The sequence below is a fragment of the Actinoplanes subglobosus genome (assembly GCF_042650585.1).
In the GTDB taxonomy this organism is placed as follows: Bacteria; Actinomycetota; Actinomycetes; order Mycobacteriales; family Micromonosporaceae; genus Actinoplanes; species Actinoplanes subglobosus.
In genome coordinates this window covers 453,030-470,636 of record NZ_JBHSBL010000018.1, presented here as the reverse complement: position 1 = coordinate 470,636, position 17,607 = coordinate 453,030, and the positions used below count along the sequence as shown (strand labels likewise).

At 70.4% G+C, this 17,607-nt stretch carries 15 protein-coding genes; 7 read left to right on the top strand and 8 right to left on the bottom strand.

Annotated features, from left to right (window positions below; translation table 11 throughout):
* Positions 1–112: 112 nt before the first annotated feature.
* A complete protein-coding gene (locus ACFO0C_RS24030; RefSeq protein ID WP_378068900.1) occupies positions 113–1,573 on the top strand; it encodes an NAD-dependent malic enzyme in 1,461 nt (486 codons plus the stop codon).
* A gap of 88 nt (positions 1,574–1,661) precedes the next feature.
* Here ACFO0C_RS24030 and ACFO0C_RS24025 read toward each other — a convergent pair whose 3' ends face one another.
* From ACFO0C_RS24025 to miaA, 3 genes are read right to left on the bottom strand one after another with little or no spacing between them, the layout of a single operon-like run.
* Entirely contained in the window at positions 1,662–2,384 is a 723-nt protein-coding gene (locus tag ACFO0C_RS24025; protein WP_378068899.1) for a glycerophosphodiester phosphodiesterase, read from the bottom strand.
* On the bottom strand, positions 2,384–3,229 hold the full coding sequence (gene dapF, locus ACFO0C_RS24020) for a diaminopimelate epimerase (protein ID WP_378068898.1): 846 nt from the start codon (positions 3,227–3,229) through the stop codon (positions 2,384–2,386). The genes ACFO0C_RS24025 and dapF overlap by 1 nt, the downstream gene beginning before the upstream one ends.
* Before the next feature lie 8 nt (positions 3,230–3,237).
* Complete coding sequence (gene miaA / locus ACFO0C_RS24015; protein WP_378068897.1) at positions 3,238–4,143, bottom strand: tRNA (adenosine(37)-N6)-dimethylallyltransferase MiaA; 906 nt, start codon at positions 4,141–4,143, stop codon at positions 3,238–3,240.
* A 180-nt stretch (positions 4,144–4,323) separates the two neighbouring features.
* Between miaA and ACFO0C_RS24010 the strand changes: the two genes are divergently transcribed.
* Positions 4,324–5,532 carry a DUF349 domain-containing protein gene (locus ACFO0C_RS24010; protein ID WP_378068896.1) on the top strand — a complete coding sequence of 403 codons (1,209 nt, stop codon included), beginning with the start codon at positions 4,324–4,326 and terminating at the stop codon, positions 5,530–5,532.
* An 18-nt stretch (positions 5,533–5,550) separates the two neighbouring features.
* Here ACFO0C_RS24010 and ACFO0C_RS24005 read toward each other — a convergent pair whose 3' ends face one another.
* Entirely contained in the window at positions 5,551–6,489 is a 939-nt protein-coding gene (locus ACFO0C_RS24005; protein WP_378068895.1) for a threonine ammonia-lyase, read from the bottom strand.
* Positions 6,490–6,573: 84 nt separating this feature from the next.
* Here ACFO0C_RS24005 and ACFO0C_RS24000 point away from each other — a divergent pair, with 84 nt between their 5' ends.
* On the top strand, positions 6,574–7,461 hold the full coding sequence (locus tag ACFO0C_RS24000; RefSeq protein WP_378068894.1) for a LysR family transcriptional regulator: 888 nt from the start codon (positions 6,574–6,576) through the stop codon (positions 7,459–7,461).
* A 40-nt stretch (positions 7,462–7,501) separates the two neighbouring features.
* Here the strand turns inward: ACFO0C_RS24000 and miaB are convergent, their stop codons facing one another.
* Complete coding sequence (gene miaB / locus ACFO0C_RS23995; RefSeq protein WP_378068893.1) at positions 7,502–9,001, bottom strand: tRNA (N6-isopentenyl adenosine(37)-C2)-methylthiotransferase MiaB; 1,500 nt, start codon at positions 8,999–9,001, stop codon at positions 7,502–7,504.
* A 21-nt stretch (positions 9,002–9,022) separates the two neighbouring features.
* Positions 9,023–9,487, bottom strand: a complete 465-nt coding sequence (locus tag ACFO0C_RS23990) for a hypothetical protein (protein ID WP_378068892.1) — start codon at positions 9,485–9,487, stop codon at positions 9,023–9,025.
* Positions 9,488–9,625: 138 nt separating this feature from the next.
* Here ACFO0C_RS23990 and ACFO0C_RS23985 point away from each other — a divergent pair, with 138 nt between their 5' ends.
* From ACFO0C_RS23985 to ACFO0C_RS23970, 4 genes are all read left to right on the top strand, one after another.
* On the top strand, positions 9,626–10,369 hold the full coding sequence (locus ACFO0C_RS23985) for an amino acid ABC transporter ATP-binding protein (protein ID WP_378068891.1): 744 nt from the start codon (positions 9,626–9,628) through the stop codon (positions 10,367–10,369).
* A gap of 69 nt (positions 10,370–10,438) precedes the next feature.
* On the top strand, positions 10,439–11,317 hold the full coding sequence (locus tag ACFO0C_RS23980; protein ID WP_378068890.1) for a glutamate ABC transporter substrate-binding protein: 879 nt from the start codon (positions 10,439–10,441) through the stop codon (positions 11,315–11,317).
* A 27-nt stretch (positions 11,318–11,344) separates the two neighbouring features.
* Entirely contained in the window at positions 11,345–12,055 is a 711-nt protein-coding gene (locus tag ACFO0C_RS23975; RefSeq protein WP_360324418.1) for an amino acid ABC transporter permease, read from the top strand.
* Positions 12,052–12,999 carry an amino acid ABC transporter permease gene (locus ACFO0C_RS23970; protein ID WP_378068889.1) on the top strand — a complete coding sequence of 316 codons (948 nt, stop codon included), beginning with the start codon at positions 12,052–12,054 and terminating at the stop codon, positions 12,997–12,999. The genes ACFO0C_RS23975 and ACFO0C_RS23970 overlap by 4 nt, the downstream gene beginning before the upstream one ends.
* 4 nt (positions 13,000–13,003) lie before the next feature.
* On the opposite strand, the gene rny is transcribed toward ACFO0C_RS23970, so the two are convergent.
* Both rny and ACFO0C_RS23960 read right to left on the bottom strand, forming a co-directional pair.
* Complete coding sequence (gene rny, locus ACFO0C_RS23965; RefSeq protein ID WP_378068888.1) at positions 13,004–14,728, bottom strand: ribonuclease Y; 1,725 nt, start codon at positions 14,726–14,728, stop codon at positions 13,004–13,006.
* A 1,975-nt stretch (positions 14,729–16,703) separates the two neighbouring features.
* Complete coding sequence (locus ACFO0C_RS23960) at positions 16,704–17,357, bottom strand: regulatory protein RecX (protein WP_378069139.1); 654 nt, start codon at positions 17,355–17,357, stop codon at positions 16,704–16,706.
* Positions 17,358–17,607: the final 250 nt, after the last annotated feature.

The following is a 17,607-nucleotide window of genomic DNA, read 5'->3' as shown; positions in this document are numbered from 1 at the left end:
GAACGCATCCGCATAACTCCACCTGACTGACGAGTAACCACCGACCGGTGAGCCGTTATTCCGCAAGAGCGACAATCTGAGGACTCACCCCACCAACGTCGGAGGGAACACCGTGGTGACCACCCGCCTGCCGAGCGCAGGATTCTCGATCACGATCCGTATCGCCGTTACCGCGGACGCCTCGTCCATCGGCCGGCTCACCACCTGTGTCGGTGAGGCCGGGGCGATCGTGACGGCGCTGGACGTGGTGGACTCCGACCCCACTCGCGTGCTGGTCGACCTCACCTGTGACACCGCCGACGCCGCGCACGCCGACCAGGTCGTCAAGCAGCTCGAGGAACAGGACGGGGTGGACGTCCGCAAGGTCTCCGACCGGACGTTCCTGCTGCACCTCGGCGGCAAGATCGAGGTGTCGTCGAAGGTTGCGCTCCGTAACCGGGACGAGCTGTCCCGGGCGTACACCCCGGGAGTCGCCCGGGTCTGCATGGCCATCGCCGAGAACCCGGCGGACGCCCGCCGGCTCACCATCAAGCGCAACACGGTCGCCGTGGTCAGCGACGGCTCGGCAGTCCTCGGCCTCGGCAACATCGGGCCGGCCGCCGCGATGCCGGTGATGGAGGGCAAGGCCGCACTGTTCAAGCGGTTCGGCGGCGTCGACGCGTGGCCTGTGGTGCTCGACACACAGGACACCGACGAGATCGTGGCGATCGTGAAGGCGATCGCACCGGCCTACGGCGGCATCAACCTGGAGGACATCGCGGCCCCGCGGTGCTTCGAGATCGAGGCGCGGCTGCGGGAACTGCTGGACATCCCGGTCTTCCACGACGACCAGCACGGCACCGCGATCTGCGTGCTGGCGGCGCTCACCAACGCGCTGCGGGTGGTCGGCAAGCGGATGGAGGACGTCAAGGTCGTCGTCTCCGGCGCGGGCGCGGCCGGCACCGCGATCATGAAACTGCTCATGCGCCAGGGGGTGGGCGACATCATCGCCTACGACCGGAAGGGCGCGCTGCACCGCGGCATGCCGGACCTGAACGAGTCGATGCAGTGGCTGGCGGACAACACCAACAAGGACAACTACGCCGGCGACCTGCCCGGTGCGATCGTCGGCGCCGACGTCTTCATCGGCGTGTCCGCTCCCAACCTGCTGACCGGCGACGACATCGCCAGGATGGCCGGCAAGGCGATCGTGTTCGCGATGGCCAACCCGGACCCGGAGGTCGACCCGCGGGAGGCCCGCAAGCACGCCGCGGTGGTCGCGACCGGCCGCTCCGACCAGCCCAACCAGATCAACAACGTGCTGGCGTTCCCCGGCGTCTTCCGCGGCATGCTGGACGTCAGCGCCGAGGAGTTCACCGAGGAGATGGCGCTGGCCGCGGCCCGGGCCATCGCCGACGTGGTCGGTGAGGACAAGCTCAACCCGACCGTGATCATCCCGAGCGTCTTCGACGCGCGGGTGACCCCGGCGGTGGCGGCGGCGATCCGGGCGGTCGTCAAGGGCGGTCCGGCTCCGGTCAACCCGGCGGCGGTTCCGGAGAGCGAGCTCGACAAGGCTCCGGACACGACCTTCTAGGCGGTACGGCTGTCGCGCGCCGGGATCGAGCGGATCTCCGGCGCGCCGCACCCGTATCCTGGGCCGGGCACCGCCGTGTCGCCCCGGGTCAGGCGCCGGCCCAGCCGGTCAGCTCGCCGACCAGGTCGGTGATCAGGCCGGCGGCGCCCGCCTCGACCAGGGGCCGCCACTGGGCGATGTCGTTGGGCGTCCACGGCATCACGCCGATACCGGCGGCGGCCAGCGCGGCCATCGTCTCCGGACCGGTCAGGACGTCGTCGACCGACGGGTTGCAGTAGGACACGCCCAGCTCCCGGGACAGCTCGACGGTCTCCGCGTCGAACCGGAACAACAGCAGGCCACGACGCACCTCGGGGGCCACGTCGCGGACCTTGCGCACCACGTCGGCGTCGAAGCTCTGCAGCACCGCCCGCCCCAGCAGGTCACGCTCGGCGAGCAGGGCGATGACCGACTTCACCTCGTCGAGGGTGGCCGGCGGCTTGATCTCGACGAGGAGGTCGACCGCGGCGGGCGCCAGCAGGTCGAGGGTCTCGGCCAGCGACGGCACCCGCAGCCCGCTGAACCCGGCGCCGAACCAGGATCCCGCGTCCAGGGCGGCGACCTCGTCATACGTCAAGTCCCAGACCCGGCCGTGGCCGTCGGTGGTGCGGTCCACCGTCCGGTCGTGGATCACCACGGGCACCCCGTCACGGGTGACCCGGACGTCGAACTCGACGACCGTGGCCCCGGCCCGGACGGCGGCGGCGAAAGCGGGCAGCGTGTTCTCGGGGGCGACCGTGGAATAGCCCCGGTGCGCGACTCGGGCCAGCATCAGAGCACGGCCCCCGGGTCGACGTCACCGTCGGCGACCAGCACCGCCGGGCCCTCCAGCCACCACGCCCCGTCCGCGTCACAGGTGACCACGACACGCCCGCCGAGCACGTCGACCGCCACCGAGCCGGTCGCCAGGCCCGCCTCGCGCAGCGCCACCGCGCCGACCGCCAGTGCACCGGTGCCGCACGACTGGGTCTCGCCGGACCCGCGCTCGTGCACCCGCATGCGGACATGCCGGTCCACACCGTCGATCGGCTCGGCCGGCTCGACGAACTCGACGTTGACCCCGGCCGGGAACACCCGCGGATCGTGCAGCGGTGCCCTGGTCAGGTCGAGGGCGGACAGCTCGACCCCGTCGTGCAGGCCGCAGACCAGATGCGGGTTCCCGCAGTCCACCGCCAGCCCGGGGACGGTCAGATGTCCGAGAGTGGCGGTGCTCCCCGCGTACACCCTCGGGGTTGTCATCCTCGCGCTGATCGTGCCGTCACCGACGACGGTGAGCAGCACCCCCGCCCTGGTCGCCACCGGAAGGCCCGAAGGGCCGGGTGTGGCCAGGCCCTTCGCCAGCAGGAAGCGGACGAAGACGCGCAGGCCGTTGCCGCACATCTCGGCGATCGAGCCGTCGCTGTTGTGGTAATCCATGAACCACTCGGCCTCGCCGGCGTATCCGGCGGCCTCGGGGTGTTTGGCGCTGCGCACCACCCGGATCACGCCGTCGCCGCCGAGCCCCCGGCGGCGGTCGCAGAGCGCCGCGACCAGCTCGGGCGTCAGCTCCAGCTCGCCGTCGGCGTCCGGCAGGAGGACGAAGTCGTTACCTGTTCCATGACCCTTGGTGAAACGCACGCGGCCCATCATCGCGCACGGTGCAGTGCCTCCGCCAACAGCTCCGGGGCCGCGCCGTCGAGCCAGACGACCGAGGCGTCGCGCCGGAACCAGGACCGCTGACGGCGCACGAACCGCCGGGTGCCCTGCACCGTGTCCGCCCTGGCCTGCTCCTCGGTCATCGTGCCGTCGATCTGGGCGAGGGCCTGCTGATAGCCGAGGGCCCGCGACGCCGTCCGCCCGTCACGGATGCCGTCGAGCCCGCGGACCTCGTCGATCAGCCCGGCCGCCCACATCAGGTCGACCCGCAGCGCGATCCGCTCGTCCAGCTCCGCGGTGTCGCGGTCGACGCCGATCTGCACCGACTCGTAGACCGGCCGCGGGTCCGGCAGCGACGCGGTGAACGGCCGCCCGGTCAGCTCGATCACCTCCAGCGCCCGCACGATCCGTCGGCCGTTGCTCGGCAGGATCTTCGCCGCCGCCTCCGGGTCGCGCTCGCCGAGCCGCAGGTGCAGCGCGCCCGAGCCGACCACGGCCAGCTCGTCCTCCAGCCGGGCCCGGATCGCCGGGTCGGTGCCGGGGAACTCGAAGTCCTCCAGGACCGCCCGCACGTAGAGCCCCGAGCCGCCGACCAGCAGCGGCACCCGGCCCCGCTCGAGGATGCCGTCGATAGCCGCGCGCGCGAGACGCTGATACTCCGCCACGGCGGCGGGCTCGGTCACGTCCCAGATGTCGAGCAGATGATGCGGAACGCCCTCACGCTCGGCCGGGGTGAGCTTGGCCGTGCCGATGTCCATCCCCCGGTAGAGCTGCATGGAGTCGGCGTTGACCACCTCACCGCCCAGCTCGTGGGCGAGCGCGATGCTCAAGGCGGACTTCCCGGCCGCCGTGGGACCGACGACGGTGACCACTCGTTGACCTGTCCGGAACGGCACGAACCAACCGTAGGACACCGTTGTGTCACGGTCGTCAGCGGGAGCTTTCCCCTAACCGGGTTGGACCTGTGACAATGCGCGAGAAAGAATGCCGATGAGAAGTCGGCATTCAGGCTGCGCTGTGGCGGTGGCCCCGACCCCGATGCGGGCCGGTGGCGCCGGGAGAACGAGGATGAGCTCATGAACGACTGGACGGCCTTCGGGCGCGTGGATGCCGACGGCACCGTGTACGTGAAGACCGCTGAGGGCGACCGGGTGGTCGGCTCCTGGCAGGCGGGCACCCCTGAAGAGGGGCTGGCCCACTTCGCCCGGCGATTCGCCGACCTGGTGACCGAGGTCGAGCTCGTCGAGGCTCGCCTCAAGTCGGGCGCGGCCGACGCGGCCCACTCACTCAGCAGTGTGAAGCGGCTCCGGGCCCAGCTGGACGAGGCGCACGTCGTCGGTGACATCGACGGCCTCACCGCCCGCCTGGAGCGGCTGGCCACGCTCGCCGACGAGAAGGCCGGCGAGGCGAGGGCGGCCCGCGAGGTGGCCCGGACCGAGGCGCTGGCCCGCAAGACGGCCCTGGTCGAGGAGGCGGAGAAGATCGCCGCCGACGCCACCGGCTGGAAGACCGCCGGCGACCGCCTCAAGGAGATCCTCGACGAGTGGAAGACGATCCGCGGCGTCGACAAGAAGACCGACGGTGAGCTGTGGAAGCGGTTCGCCGCCGCCCGGGACGGTTTCACCCGTCGCCGCGGTGCCCACTTCGCCACCCTCGACGGTCAGCGCAAGCAGGCGCAGACCGCCAAGGAGGACCTGGTCAAGGAGGCCGAGGGCCTGGCCGAGTCGACCGAGTGGTCGAGCACGGCCAACCGGCTCAAGGAGCTGATGACCGAGTGGAAGGCCGCACCCCGCGCCGCCAAGGAGGCCGAGCAGCGCCTCTGGGAGCGGTTCCGGGCCGCGCAGGACGCGTTCTTCACCAAGCGCAGCGAGGTCTTCTCCGCCCGTGACGCGGAGTACCAGGGCAACCTGGAGAAGAAGCAGGCCATCCTGGCCGAGTTGGAGGCCGTCGACGTCGACGCGGACGCCCGCGGCGCGCAGAACAAGCTGCGCGACGCCCAGGCCGCGTGGCACGACGCCGGCCGGGTGCCGAGGGAGGCGTCCGCCTCGCTCGACCGCCGCTGGCGGGCCGCCGAGGAGCGCATCCGGGTCGCGATGGACTCGGCGTGGCGCAAGACCAGCCCGCAGGACAACCCGCTGCTGCGCCAGATGCGCGACCAGGTCGCCGAGGCCGAGCAGCGGCTCGAGCGGGCCAAGGCGGCCGGCGACAACCGGCGCATCAAGGAGGCCGAGCAGGCGCTCGCCTCGAAGAAGCAGTTCCTCGCGCTGGCCGAGCAGGCCAACTGAGGTTCATCGGCTCCCTGATCAACCGCGCCTGAGGGTCGCCAGTTCGTCCGCGTCGGCATTTCCGCCGGTGCAGACGACGGCGACCCTCTTGCCGTGGAACAGGTCCGGGCGGCTCAGCACCCCGGCCAGAGCGGCCGCTCCGGCGCCCTCGGCCAGGGTGTGCGCGGCCGTGGCCAGCAGCCGCCTCGCCTCGGTGATCCGATCGTCGTCGACCAGCAGGAAGTCGGCCAGCCGGTCCCGCATGATCCGTTGTGGCAGCTCGAAGCCACGGCCGGTGGCCAGCCCGGCGACGGTGGTGCGGTTGGGACGGGTCACGAGTTCACCGGCCCGCCACGAGTCGTGGGCGGCGCGCGATGCCGAGGACTGGACGCCGATCACCGGGCGGCCGGCCACCAGACAAGCCGCGGCCGCTCCGGTACCGCTGCCCACCGGCACGACGATCACGTCCACGTCCGGCCGGGCCTCCACGATCTCCAGGTAGACGGTACCGACGCCGGCCAGCAGTTCCGGTGTGTCGCCGGGGCTGATCAGGCGGGCACCGGTCCGTTCGGCGTGCTCGCGGGCGTGCTGCTCGGCGGCCTCCAGGCTGTCGCCGCGCCGGATCGCCCGGGCGCCCCAGCCCTCGACCGCCGCCGCCTTGCCTTCCGGCGTGCCGGCCGGCATGAACACCGTGCAGCCGGCGTCGAAGACATGGCTCGCGTACGCCAGCGACTGCGCATGATTGCCGGTCGACCAGGTGACCGTGCCGGCCTTCCGCTCGGCGCCGGTCATCCCGGCCAGCAGGGTCAGCCCGCCGCGCACCTTGAACGCGCCGACCGGCTGGGCGTTCTCGTGCTTGACCAGTACCGCTGCGCCGGCGGCCCGGTCCAGCAGCGGATAGGACCACATCGGGGTGGGCGGCAGGTGGCGGCTGATCAGGTCACGGGCGGCGCGGATGTCGTCGAGGCCGGGTTCCATGTCCTCGATCGTCGGCTCTGCGGAGACATAGGTCCAATGTCAGTGTTCTCGGTGACCCATAGACTGGATTGATACGTTGGCCGGATGCTCGACGTCACCCGGCTCACCGTGCTGGCCGCCGTCGCCCGCCACGGGTCGGTCACGGCGGCCGCCCGTGCGCTGCACTACGCGCAGCCGTCGGTCAGTCATCACCTGGCCCGGCTGGAGGCCGAGACCGGCAGCCGGCTGCTCCAGCGGGTGGGCCGGGGTGTGCGGCTCACCGAGGCCGGCCGGCTGCTCGCCGAACGCGCCGAGGAGATCCTGGGGCGGCTCGCGTCCGCCGAGGCCGAGCTCGCCGAGTTGACCGGGCTCCGGGCCGGGCGGGTCAGGCTGGCCGCGTTCCCGTCCGCGCTGGGCACGTTCGTCCCGGTCGCGGCGGCCGGATTCACCACCGCTCATCCCGGCGTCGACCTGCGGTTCAGTGAAGCCGAGCCGCCCGCCGCGGTCCGGCTGCTGCGTGGCGGCGAGGCCGATGTCGCCCTGCTCTTCACCCACCCCGGGGAGTCCTCACCGGACCTGGACGGGCTCCGGCACGAGACGCTGCTGGAGGAGCCGTCCTATCTGGTCGTACCGGTGGACTGGCCCGGCGACGGGCTGGCCGATCACCGGGACCGCCCGTGGATCGGCGGCTGCGAGCGATGCCGGAGCCGTCTGGTGACCGCGTGCGGGGTTGACGGCTTCACACCGGACATCCGGTTCACCACCGACGACTACGTGGCGGTGCAGGCGCTGGTGGCCGCCGGGATGGGTGCCACCACCCTGCCCGCGCTGGCGCTGGCCGCCCATCGCGATCCCCGGGTCCGGGTGGTACGTCTGCCCGGGCCCGGTCGCCGGGTGTCCGTCGCGGTCCTCGGCGAACCACCCGACCCACCGGCGACGGCGGCACTGCTCGATCAGATCAGGGCCGCCGCGGCCGGGCTCGGCCGGCTCTGATCAGAGGGAGCCGGGGGTGGGCCCTGACCATGGGTACTCTCTAGACGGCGCAACCGTCGGCGGCTGGGGGCAGCGGGGCCGGGACGCCGAGGGTGGGCAGGCCGAGTGACACGCCCTTGAGTTTCGGGGTGCGGCCGGCCTCGAAGGCGTCGCCCGCCCGGGTCCGGCGGTGGCTCAGCGGGTCGCCGTCGGCGTTGAGGTGGTGCGGGGCGGCGTAGGTGATCACCGTCTCGACGATGTCGCCGGGGCGGGGAGCCCGGTCGCCGGTCAGGTCGCCGGTGGCGAAGTGCACCAGGCGGCCGTCGCGGGCGCGCCCGCTCATCCGGCCGGTCCGCTCGTCCTTGCGGCCCTCGCCGACCGCGACCAGGACCTCGACCTTCTCGCCGACGAGCTTCTTGTTCTCCGACCAGGTGATGTCCTCCAGGGTGGCGATCAGCCGGTTGTAACGCTCCTGGACGACCGCTTTCGGAACCTGCTCCTCCATCGTCGCGGCGGGCGTGCCGGGCCGCTTCGAATACTGGAAGGTGAAGGCGCTGGAGAACCGGGCCCGGCGGACCACCTCAAGGGTCTGCTCGAAGTCCTCCTCGGTCTCACCGGGGAAGCCGACGATGATGTCGGTGGTGATCGCGGCGTCCGGCATGGCGGCCCGGACCTTCTCGATGATGCCCAGGTATTTCTCCTGGCGGTAGCTGCGGCGCATGGCCTTGAGCACGGTGTCGGACCCGGACTGCAGCGGCATGTGCAGCGAGTGGCACACGTTGGGCGTCTCGGCCATCGCGGCGATCACGTCGTCGGTGAAGTCCTTCGGGTGCGGGCTGGTGAACCGGACCCGCTCCAGGCCCTCCACCTCACCGCAGGCGCGCAGCAGCTTGCCGAACGCGAGACGGTCACCGAACTCCACACCGTACGAATTCACGTTCTGGCCCAGCAGGGTCACCTCGAGGACGCCCTCGGCGACCAGGGCCCGCACCTCGGCCAGGATGTCGCCGGGGCGGCGGTCCTTCTCCTTGCCGCGCAGGCTCGGGACGATGCAGAACGTGCAGGTGTTGTTGCAGCCGACCGAGATGGAGACCCACCCCGCGTACGTCGACTCGCGCTTCGTCGGCAGCGTGGAGGGGAAGACCTCGAGCGACTCGAGGATCTCGACCTGCGCCTCCTCGTTGTGGCGGGCGCGCTCCAGCATCGCCGGCAGGGAGCCGATGTTGTGGGTGCCGAAGACGACGTCGACCCAGGGCGCCTTCTTGACGATGTCGCCCTTGTCCTTCTGGGCGAGGCAGCCCCCGACGGCGATCTGCATGCCGGGGTTCTTGAGCTTGGTGGGACGCAGGTGACCGAGGTTGCCGTAGAGGCGGTTGTCGGCGTTCTCCCGGACCGCACAGGTGTTGAAGACGACCACGTCAGCCGCGTCGGCCTCGGGGGCGCGCACGTAGCCGGCGTCCTCCATCAGGCCGGAGATCCGCTCGCTGTCGTGCACGTTCATCTGGCAGCCGTAGGTGCGCACATCATAGGTGCGCGGGGCGCCCTGCATCTCGGTAGTCATGGCAATTGACCAGGCTACCCCTCACGCCGCGGCGGGCCGCTCCGGCGTCGGGTCCGGTTTCCACCGCGATCGGTCACAACCGGCCGAGGCGGCGCACGCCGGGTCGTGGCCGGTGCAGGGGCGCACGTGCCGCCGTTCGGTGCCGTCGTCGGTCTCCCGTTCGTCGACGTGCACCGGCCTCAGGGTGCCATCGGGTTCGGCCAGCACGTACCGCGAAGGGTTGAGGGTGTCGTCGGGGAGAAGGACCGCGGCACGGAGCCGGACCGCGACGGCGCTCGCGATGGTCTCCTCCACGACGCCGGCGGGCGTCACGTAGATGTCGACCATGGTCGGGAAGTCGCCTCCGACGTGATAGACGTCGCAGAGCAGGTCCGCGCCGGCGACCATGCCGTGCACCGGGCGTTCCAGTACGCCGGCCAGCGCGCCGGTCACGCGGTCCGGATCGATCCGGGCCGCTATGCACCAGTTCCACGGGCCGTCCGCCATAAAGTCCATGGTCCTGACCCCTCTCTCAGCGCATTGGCTGTGTTACCGCTCCGTGACCATTCTCGACACATTCCGATACGGACGGGCCCATAGGGTGTGTCCATTCGAGTGAACCGAGAACGAGCGGATGGACCAGGGGTGACAGGCGAGGCTCTCATCGTCCTTGAGAACGTCAACAAGTGGTTCGGCCCCTTGCACGTGCTACAGGACGTCGACCTGTCTGTCGCGCGCGGCGAGGTCGTGGTCGTCATCGGACCGTCCGGGTCCGGTAAGTCCACGCTGTGCCGTGCCATCAACCGGCTGGAGCCGATCGACTCCGGCACGATCACCTTCGACGGGCAGCCACTTCCGGCCGAGGGCCGTGCTCTCGCGCGGCTGCGCAGCGAAGTCGGCATGGTGTTCCAGTCCTTCAACCTCTTCGCGCACAAGACCATCCTGCAGAACGTGATGCTGGGCCCGGTCAAGGTGCGCAAGGAGAAGCCCGCGGTGGTCCGTGACCGTGCCATGGGCCTGCTGGAGCGGGTGGGGATCGCCAACCAGGCGGACAAGTACCCTGCTCAGCTCTCCGGCGGCCAGCAGCAGCGCGTCGCGATCGCACGGGCGCTCGCCATGCAGCCCAAGGCGCTGCTCTTCGACGAGCCCACCAGCGCGCTCGACCCGGAGATGGTCGGCGAGGTGCTGGACGTGATGACCTCACTGGCCCGCGACGGCATGACCATGGTGGTCGTCACCCACGAGATGGGTTTCGCCCGGCACGCGGCCGACCGGGTCGTGTTCATGGCCGACGGCCAGCTCGTCGAGCAGGCCGCGCCGGACGAGTTCTTCGCGAACCCGCGCAGCGACCGGGCCAAGGACTTCCTTTCCAAGATCCTCACGCACTGAGCGTCCTCACCGGCGCCAGCCCTCAGGGCCGCCACACGACGGCGGCTCTGATCGAAAAGGAGATGAAGTATGCGTTTCACTCGTGCAGCCGTTGTGGCCACCGCCGCGGCTCTGACTTTCGGCCTGACCGCGTGCGGCGGCGACAAGACGGAGTCGGGTGACACCGGCACCAGCAAGTCGTTCGCCGCCGGCAGCACCATGGAGAAGCTCAACAAGGCCCAGGCGGTCAAGGTCGGCACCAAGTTCGACCAGCCCGGCTTCGGCTTGAAGGGGCTGTCCGGCAAGCCGGAGGGCTTCGACGTCGAGGTCGCGAAGATCATCGTCAAGGAGCTCGGCATCCCCACGGACAAGATCGAGTTCGTCGAGACGACCTCGAAGATCCGCGAGGACGCGATCGTGAACAACAACGTCGACTTCATCGTCGCGACGTACACGATCAACGACAAGCGCAAGGAGCGCATCGCCTTCGCCGGGCCGTACTACGAGGCCGGCCAGAACATCCTGGTCAAGGCGGACGACGCGACGATCACCAGCCCGGACGCCTTCAAGGCGGGCGACAAGAAGGTCTGCTCGGTCACCGGCTCGACCCCGGCCGAGACCATCAAGACGTACGTCAAGGACGTCGCCACCCAGCTGGTGCTCTTCGACACCTACGACAAGTGCATCAGCGCCCTGGACGGCGGCCAGGTCAACGCCGTGACCACGGACAACGTCATCCTCCTGGGCTACATCGCCAAGAACGAGGGCAAGTACAAGCTCGCCGGCGACAACTTCACCAAGGAGCCGTACGGCATCGGTGTGAAGCTGGACGACAAGGACTTCCGGACCTTCATCAACGACACGCTGGAGAAGGCCTACGCCGACGGCAGCTGGAAGAAGGCCTGGGACGACACCGCCGGCAAGTTCGGCGCCGAGCTGGGCACCGCCCCGGCCGTCAACCGTTACTGATCAGCTGATCCCGGGGAGCTTCCGCCCGTGAGTGTTTGGGTAGACAAGTTCGACGTCTTCGCGGGCGGTTTCTGGCTCACCCTCCAGATCTGCGTGCTCGCCGCGATCGGCGCCCTCATCCTGGGCGCCGTCGTGGCGGTGCTCCGCATCTCACCGGTGCCGCCGCTGCGGGCGGTCGGCACCGCGTACGTCACGATCTTCCGCAACATGCCGCTGACCGTGGTGATGTTCTTCGCCGCGTTCGCGCTGCCGGCACTCGGCTCCAACGCCGACTTCCTGCGCATCCCGGGGCTGGACGTGGTCTTCACCCGTCTCGGCACCGACCTGCCGTACTTCCGCTTCGCCCTGATCGCGCTGACCCTCTACACCGCCGCCTTCGTCTGCGAGGCGCTGCGGTCCGGCATCAACGCGGTCCCGCCGGGCCAGGCCGAGGCCGCCCGGTCGCTGGGGCTGACCTTCACCCAGAATCTGCGGTACGTGGTGCTGCCGCAGTCGTGGAAGGCCTCGATCGTCCCGCTCGGATCGGTCATCATCGCGATGATCAAGAACTCGGCGCTGATCGGCTTCTTCGGCGTCGTCGGTGACCTCTCGCAGAGCGCCGACCAGCTCACCTCGGCCGAGGGCTACGCCTTCATCCCCGTCGCCATCGGCATCTCGATCGGATACCTGATCATGACCGTCCCCCTCGGGGCCCTCCTTGACCGGATCGAGCGACGGCAGGCGGTGGCGGCCCGATGAGCAGCGTCCTCTACGACGTCCCCGGACCGCGTCAACGGCGGCTCACCCTGATCCTCAGCCTGCTGGCCACCGTCCTGGTGGTGGCCGGCGCGTACTACCTGATCTACCTGCCCCTGGACGAGAAAGGGCAGTTCTCGATGGAGCTCTGGGGGCCGCTGGTCGACCCCTCCAACGAGAACTTCGTCCTGGTCTGGGAACGGATCTGGGTCGGCATCGAGAACACGCTGATCGCGGCCGCCCTGGCCATCGTCGCTTCACTGATCATCGGCACCCTGCTCGCCATCCTGCGCCTGCAGCTCAAGAGCCTGGCCGGCCGCCGGTACGCCGGGTTGTCCGCGCCGGTCGCCTACCTGCTGCGCGGCCTCGGCTCCGGCCTGGCCGTGCTCACCCGGGTCTGCGTCGAGGTGTTCCGCGGCCTGCCCGTGGTCATCACGATCTTCTTCGTCGCGCGCGGGCTGCCCGAGTTCGGCGTGACCCTCGAGACGCTGTGGTACCTGGTCATCGGCCTGACCGTCTACAACGGTGTGGTCATCGCCGAGATCCTGCGCTCCGGCATGGAGGGCCTGCCGTTCGGCCAGCGGGAGGCGGCGGTCGCCATCGGGCTCTCCCCGTTCCAGACCACCACGCTGATCCTGCTGCCGCAGTCCTTCCGGATCATGCTCCCGGCGCTGATCAGCCAGCTGGTCGTGGTCCTCAAGGACACCTCGCTCGGCTTCATCATCAGCTACGAGGAGACCCTGAACATCGGCAAGCAGATCATCGGCGTGCTGAGCAACCCGATCCAGGTCTACTTCGTGATCGCGGTGCTCTTCATCCTGGTCAACTACTCGCTGTCGAAGCTCGCCCAGTACGTCCAGAAGCGGCTCGCCCGCGGCCGGAAGACGGCGGCCCTGCCGGTGGTGACGGCGACCGCGGCTCCGGCCGAGACCGGCGCGAACGTCTGACGCCTCACCGGGCCAGTTCGGTCACCCGGGACTCACGGACCACGGTGACCCGGATCTGGCCCGGGTAGGTCAGCTCCTCCTCGATCTGCTTCGCCACGTCACGGGCAAGCACGGCGGCACCGATGTCGTCGATGTCGTCCGGCCGCACCATCACCCGGATCTCCCGGCCGGCCTGCATCGCGAAGACCTTCTCCACACCGGCCTTGCCGCCGGCGATCTCCTCGATACGTTCCAACCTCTTGACGTACGCCTCCAGGCTCTCCCGCCGGGCACCCGGCCGTCCCCCGGAACACGCGTCGGCGGCCTGCGTCAGCACGGCCTCGATGGTCTGCGGCGGGACCTCGTTGTGGTGCGCTTCGATGGCGTGGACGACGTCCTCGTGCTCGCCGTACTTCCGGGCCATGTCGGCGCCGATCAGAGCGTGACTGCCCTCCACCTCGTGGGTCAGCGCCTTGCCGATGTCGTGCAGGAACGCCGCCCGCTTCATCGTCGGCACGTCCAGGCCCAGCTCGGCCGCCATGATCCCGGCGATGTGGGCCGTCTCCACCAGGTGCTTCAACACGTTCTGCCCGTAGCTCGTCCGGTAGCGCAGCCGGCCCAGCAGCTTCACCAGCTCCGGGTGGATGTTCGTGATCCCGACGTCGACCAGCGCCTCCTCGGCCGCCCGGTCGCACAGGCGCTCCACCTCGTTCTTGGCACTGTCGAAGACCTCCTCGATCCGGTGCGGATGGATCCGGCCGTCCAGCACCAGTTTCTCCAGCGTCAGGCGGCCCACCTCCCGGCGTACCGGATCGAAACAGGAGAGAAGGACCGCCTCCGGGGTGTCGTCGATGATCAGGTTCACGCCGGTGGTCGACTCGAACGCCCGGATGTTGCGGCCCTCACGGCCGATGATCCGGCCCTTCATCTCGTCGCTCGGCAGATGCAGGACGCTGACCACGCTCTCCGCCGTCTGCTCGCTGGCGATCCGCTGGATCGCGTCGACCACGATGTGCCGGGCCCGCGTGTCGGCGGTGTTCTTCGCCTCCGTCTCGATGTCCCGGACCAGGATCGCGGCCTCCCGCTTCGCCTGCCCCTCGATCGCCTCGATCAGCTCCGCCCGGGCCGTCTCCGCGGTCAGGCCGGCGATCCGCTCCAGCTCGCGGCGCTTCACCTCGTCCGCCTTCGCCAGCTCCGACTCCCGCGTCGTCAGCGTCGACTCCCGCTTCGACAGCTCCGACTCCAGGGTGGCCAGCCGGCGCTCCCGCTCCACCAGCCGCTCCACCTCCTCGGCGTGCAGGCGCTCCCGCTCGTCGATCCGGGCGGCACGGCGCTCCACCTCGGCGGCCTGCTCCTTCACCGTCGCGTTCAATAGAGCGATCTCTCGCTCCCCCGAACGACGGGCGGCGGCCCTCAGCTGCTCGGCATCGGTCTCGGCCTGGCGGTGGGCGTGCTCCAGGATCGTGTCGGCCTCACCGTGGGCGGTCTCCAGGACCCGGCGTGCCTCGGCCCGGGCGGCACCCGCCTCGGCCTTGGCGGCCGCCGTCTCCGCGCGTACCGAAGCGGCTTTGGCCTTGGCGTCCTCGACCTTGGCCTGCGCGTCGCCGACCGCCTGCTCCCGCCGCTCCTGGGCGTCCTGCCGATCGGAGTGCAACTGGCGCAGCGCACGCGCCCCGAGGAAGAGCCCGGCTATCACCGACGCGGCAAGCACGATGATCGCAACCACGAGCACCCAGTCCACGGGGGTCATCTCGCCGCGTCTCCCTTCGCCGCCGGCGCGGTGCGCACGCGCGGGCTCTCTGCGGGATGCCCGACCAAGGCAGCTGACCGCGAGCGGCACCGAGCCCGGGTATCCCGCGCTCCGCCGTCGGCCACCCCGAGCTTCCAGTCTCCGTCCGAACGGCCTCCGGCGCGCGGCTTCCCTCTGCGGCCTGGAATCCGCTCGGCTGTCCGCCTCCCGGGTCCCCGGGTCCACGGCTTGACCGTCGGTCCGCCGCGGTCTCCGCCCTCGGCTTCGTCCGTCGGCATCCGGCTGGCTTCCGCCCTGGCTCGCCGACGTCCGCCGGCATTGGCCGCTTTCGCCTGCACGCCGCCTGGCTTCCGCTCGTGGATCGCCTGGCTTCCGCCTATGGACCCGCCCGGCCTCCGCCCGTGGATCGCCTGGCTTCCGCCTACGGACCCGCCCGGCTTCCGCCCGTGGGCCGCCTGGCTTCCGCCTACGGACCCGCCCGGCTTCCGCCCGTGGGCCGCCTGGCTTCCGCCTACGGACCCGCCCGGCTTCCGCCTTTGCGACCGCCGGCTTTCGCCTTTGCGCCCGCCGGCTGTGTGCCGGTGGGCCCTTCGGGCTCTTGCCCCGATCTGGTCAGCCACTGGCCCTCTCATCGGCCAGCCGGTCGGTTTCTCCGGGCGGTCCAGCGTCTTTCGGCTCGAATCAGGCGTTGCCGACCCGAGCCGACCGGCCCGGATCAAGCATGGGCGGGATCGGCCGGGCCGTTCGGACGGCTCGGCTTCACCGGGCTCCGCAGGTTGCGGGACGCCGCCCACAGCCTTGTGGCCGTAGCGGATGATCACTGTGTGCCCATCCGTTGAGCGTTCCCCTGCGTAGCCCTTCGCCACCGCGGTCGCCTCACTCGACGGAAACCCCGTTACCGTCCGTGGGATATGACGATGTCTCGAGCGAACGTCGTCGCCCGAGACCCCATCTGATCCCCCGGCCGGCTTCGCGAAGCCCCGCCAGCGAGCCGCCCACCGGACGCTCGAATCAGGAGTGTGTGGAGTTGTGGGGTTGACCGCCGGTATGTCACGCCGTCTGCCGCGCGGTCAGCGGCCGACGGAGGCGTCCATCGAGCGAAATCCGCCCAAGTGATGCCGTAATGTAATGCGATCTATGTTGTGCCTGTTGCATGCGATGGTCGAACAAACCTTGTGTAACGCGAGGCTAGGTCGCGAGCACCGCTTCGGTCAAGGACTCATGATTCGGCAGCGGATAGGACGTACGGCACAGAGTTCCTTACGCCCAGCTCACGATCCCACGGGACAATTCCAGACGTACCACGCGATCACGCCCCGGCGATCGAGTTCCATCCTCGTGCCGTGACCATTATCGCCACCGGGACCGACGCCGAAGCGCGCGACACGGAGCGTGACAACGGCTCGAAGTGACGGAACGTGTCAACCACCACGGCCACGAAGCCACCGCGTGATATCGGGCTGAACGGTCACCAGAGGAGCGATCCTCACATCAGGACTATATCGGCGAACGCCCTGACCACCAGCCCCAACGGCCCGGCTCGGTCATCAACAGCGGCCTTGCGGTCACGCCCTGGTCGCTCCACCGCGGTCATGGGCGCCCCGCATGGTCTGCCGGCGCCAGCGTCGTGCATCCGACCGTTCCGCAGACGCCTACCGGTCATCGACCACACAGCCGTGTGATCGCGGCCCCGATGGGGTGACCACCTATCGCATGCAGCGTCATGCACACACATCCGGCGGGCTCGATCATCCGGCGGCTCGATCATCCGGACGGCCGTGTCGCGCGGCCCTTTCCTCCGGCCCCGTCTTCGTCTGGCCTTTCGGGCCTCTTCACGCCGCTCCGGCCTCTTCACGCCGCTCCCGGCCCCTTTTCACGCCGCTCCCGGCCCCTTCCGGCCTCTTCCCGCCGCTCCCGGCCTGACCAGACATCCCTTGACGGCCGATTCCGTATCGGTTCAGGTTCCGTATCGGTTTCAGGTCTGAAGGTCTTCGGCCGCGTCGGCTAGGGCATCGGCGTCGAGGGCGTCCGCGAACTCCGCGGCCTCGGCGTCACGAGCAGCCAGTGCGTCCTTGACCGCCCGGATCGCCACCCCGGCTGGGTAGCCCTTCCGGGCCAGCATCGCGACGAGCCGGCGGAAAATCGCGTCGGGTGTGCCCGATGCCGTACGCAGCTTCCGGTCGACCAGATCCCGCGCCGCTGAGGCCTCCGCCTCGTCGTCGACGGCCGCCAGGGCCTCTCCGGCGGTCTCCGCGTCGACCCCGCGCTGCCGCAGCTCGTTGGCGAGCGCCCGTCGGGCCAGGCCACGACCTTGGTGCCGGGTGGAGACCCAGGCCCGGGCGAAAGCCGCGTCGTCGATGATCCCGACCTCGTCGTAGCGATCCAGGACCTCGGCGATCACCTCTTCGGAGATCTCCTTGCGCAGCAGCGCCTTGGTCAGCTCGGCACGGGTCCGTGGGCGAATCGCCAGCTGGCGCAGGCAGATCTCCCGGGCGACTTCGGACTCGCTGCGTGGCGGCTCCTGACGCGCGGGAGCACCGTCGTCGCGCGCCCGGCCTCTGCGGCCCCGCGCCCACGCCGGTGTGCCCGTGCCAGCGCTACCCGGGTCAGTCCCACCAGCCCCGTACAGGTTGGCTCCGCCAGCCCTGTCCAGGTCGGCCCCGCCTGCGCCGTCCAGGTCAGTCCCACCAGCCCCGTCCAGGTCGGCCCCGCCTGCGCCGTCCAGGTCGGCGGATGCCCTGGACGGCCACGAGCCGCGGCGGCCGCGACGCCCCGTGGAACGTCGCGACTCGTCCGCGTCATCGCCTGCTGTCGTACCAGCGCCGGTCCTGGGCGGGATGGCGTCCCATCCGCGCCCGGACCGTGCGCCACGCCGTCCG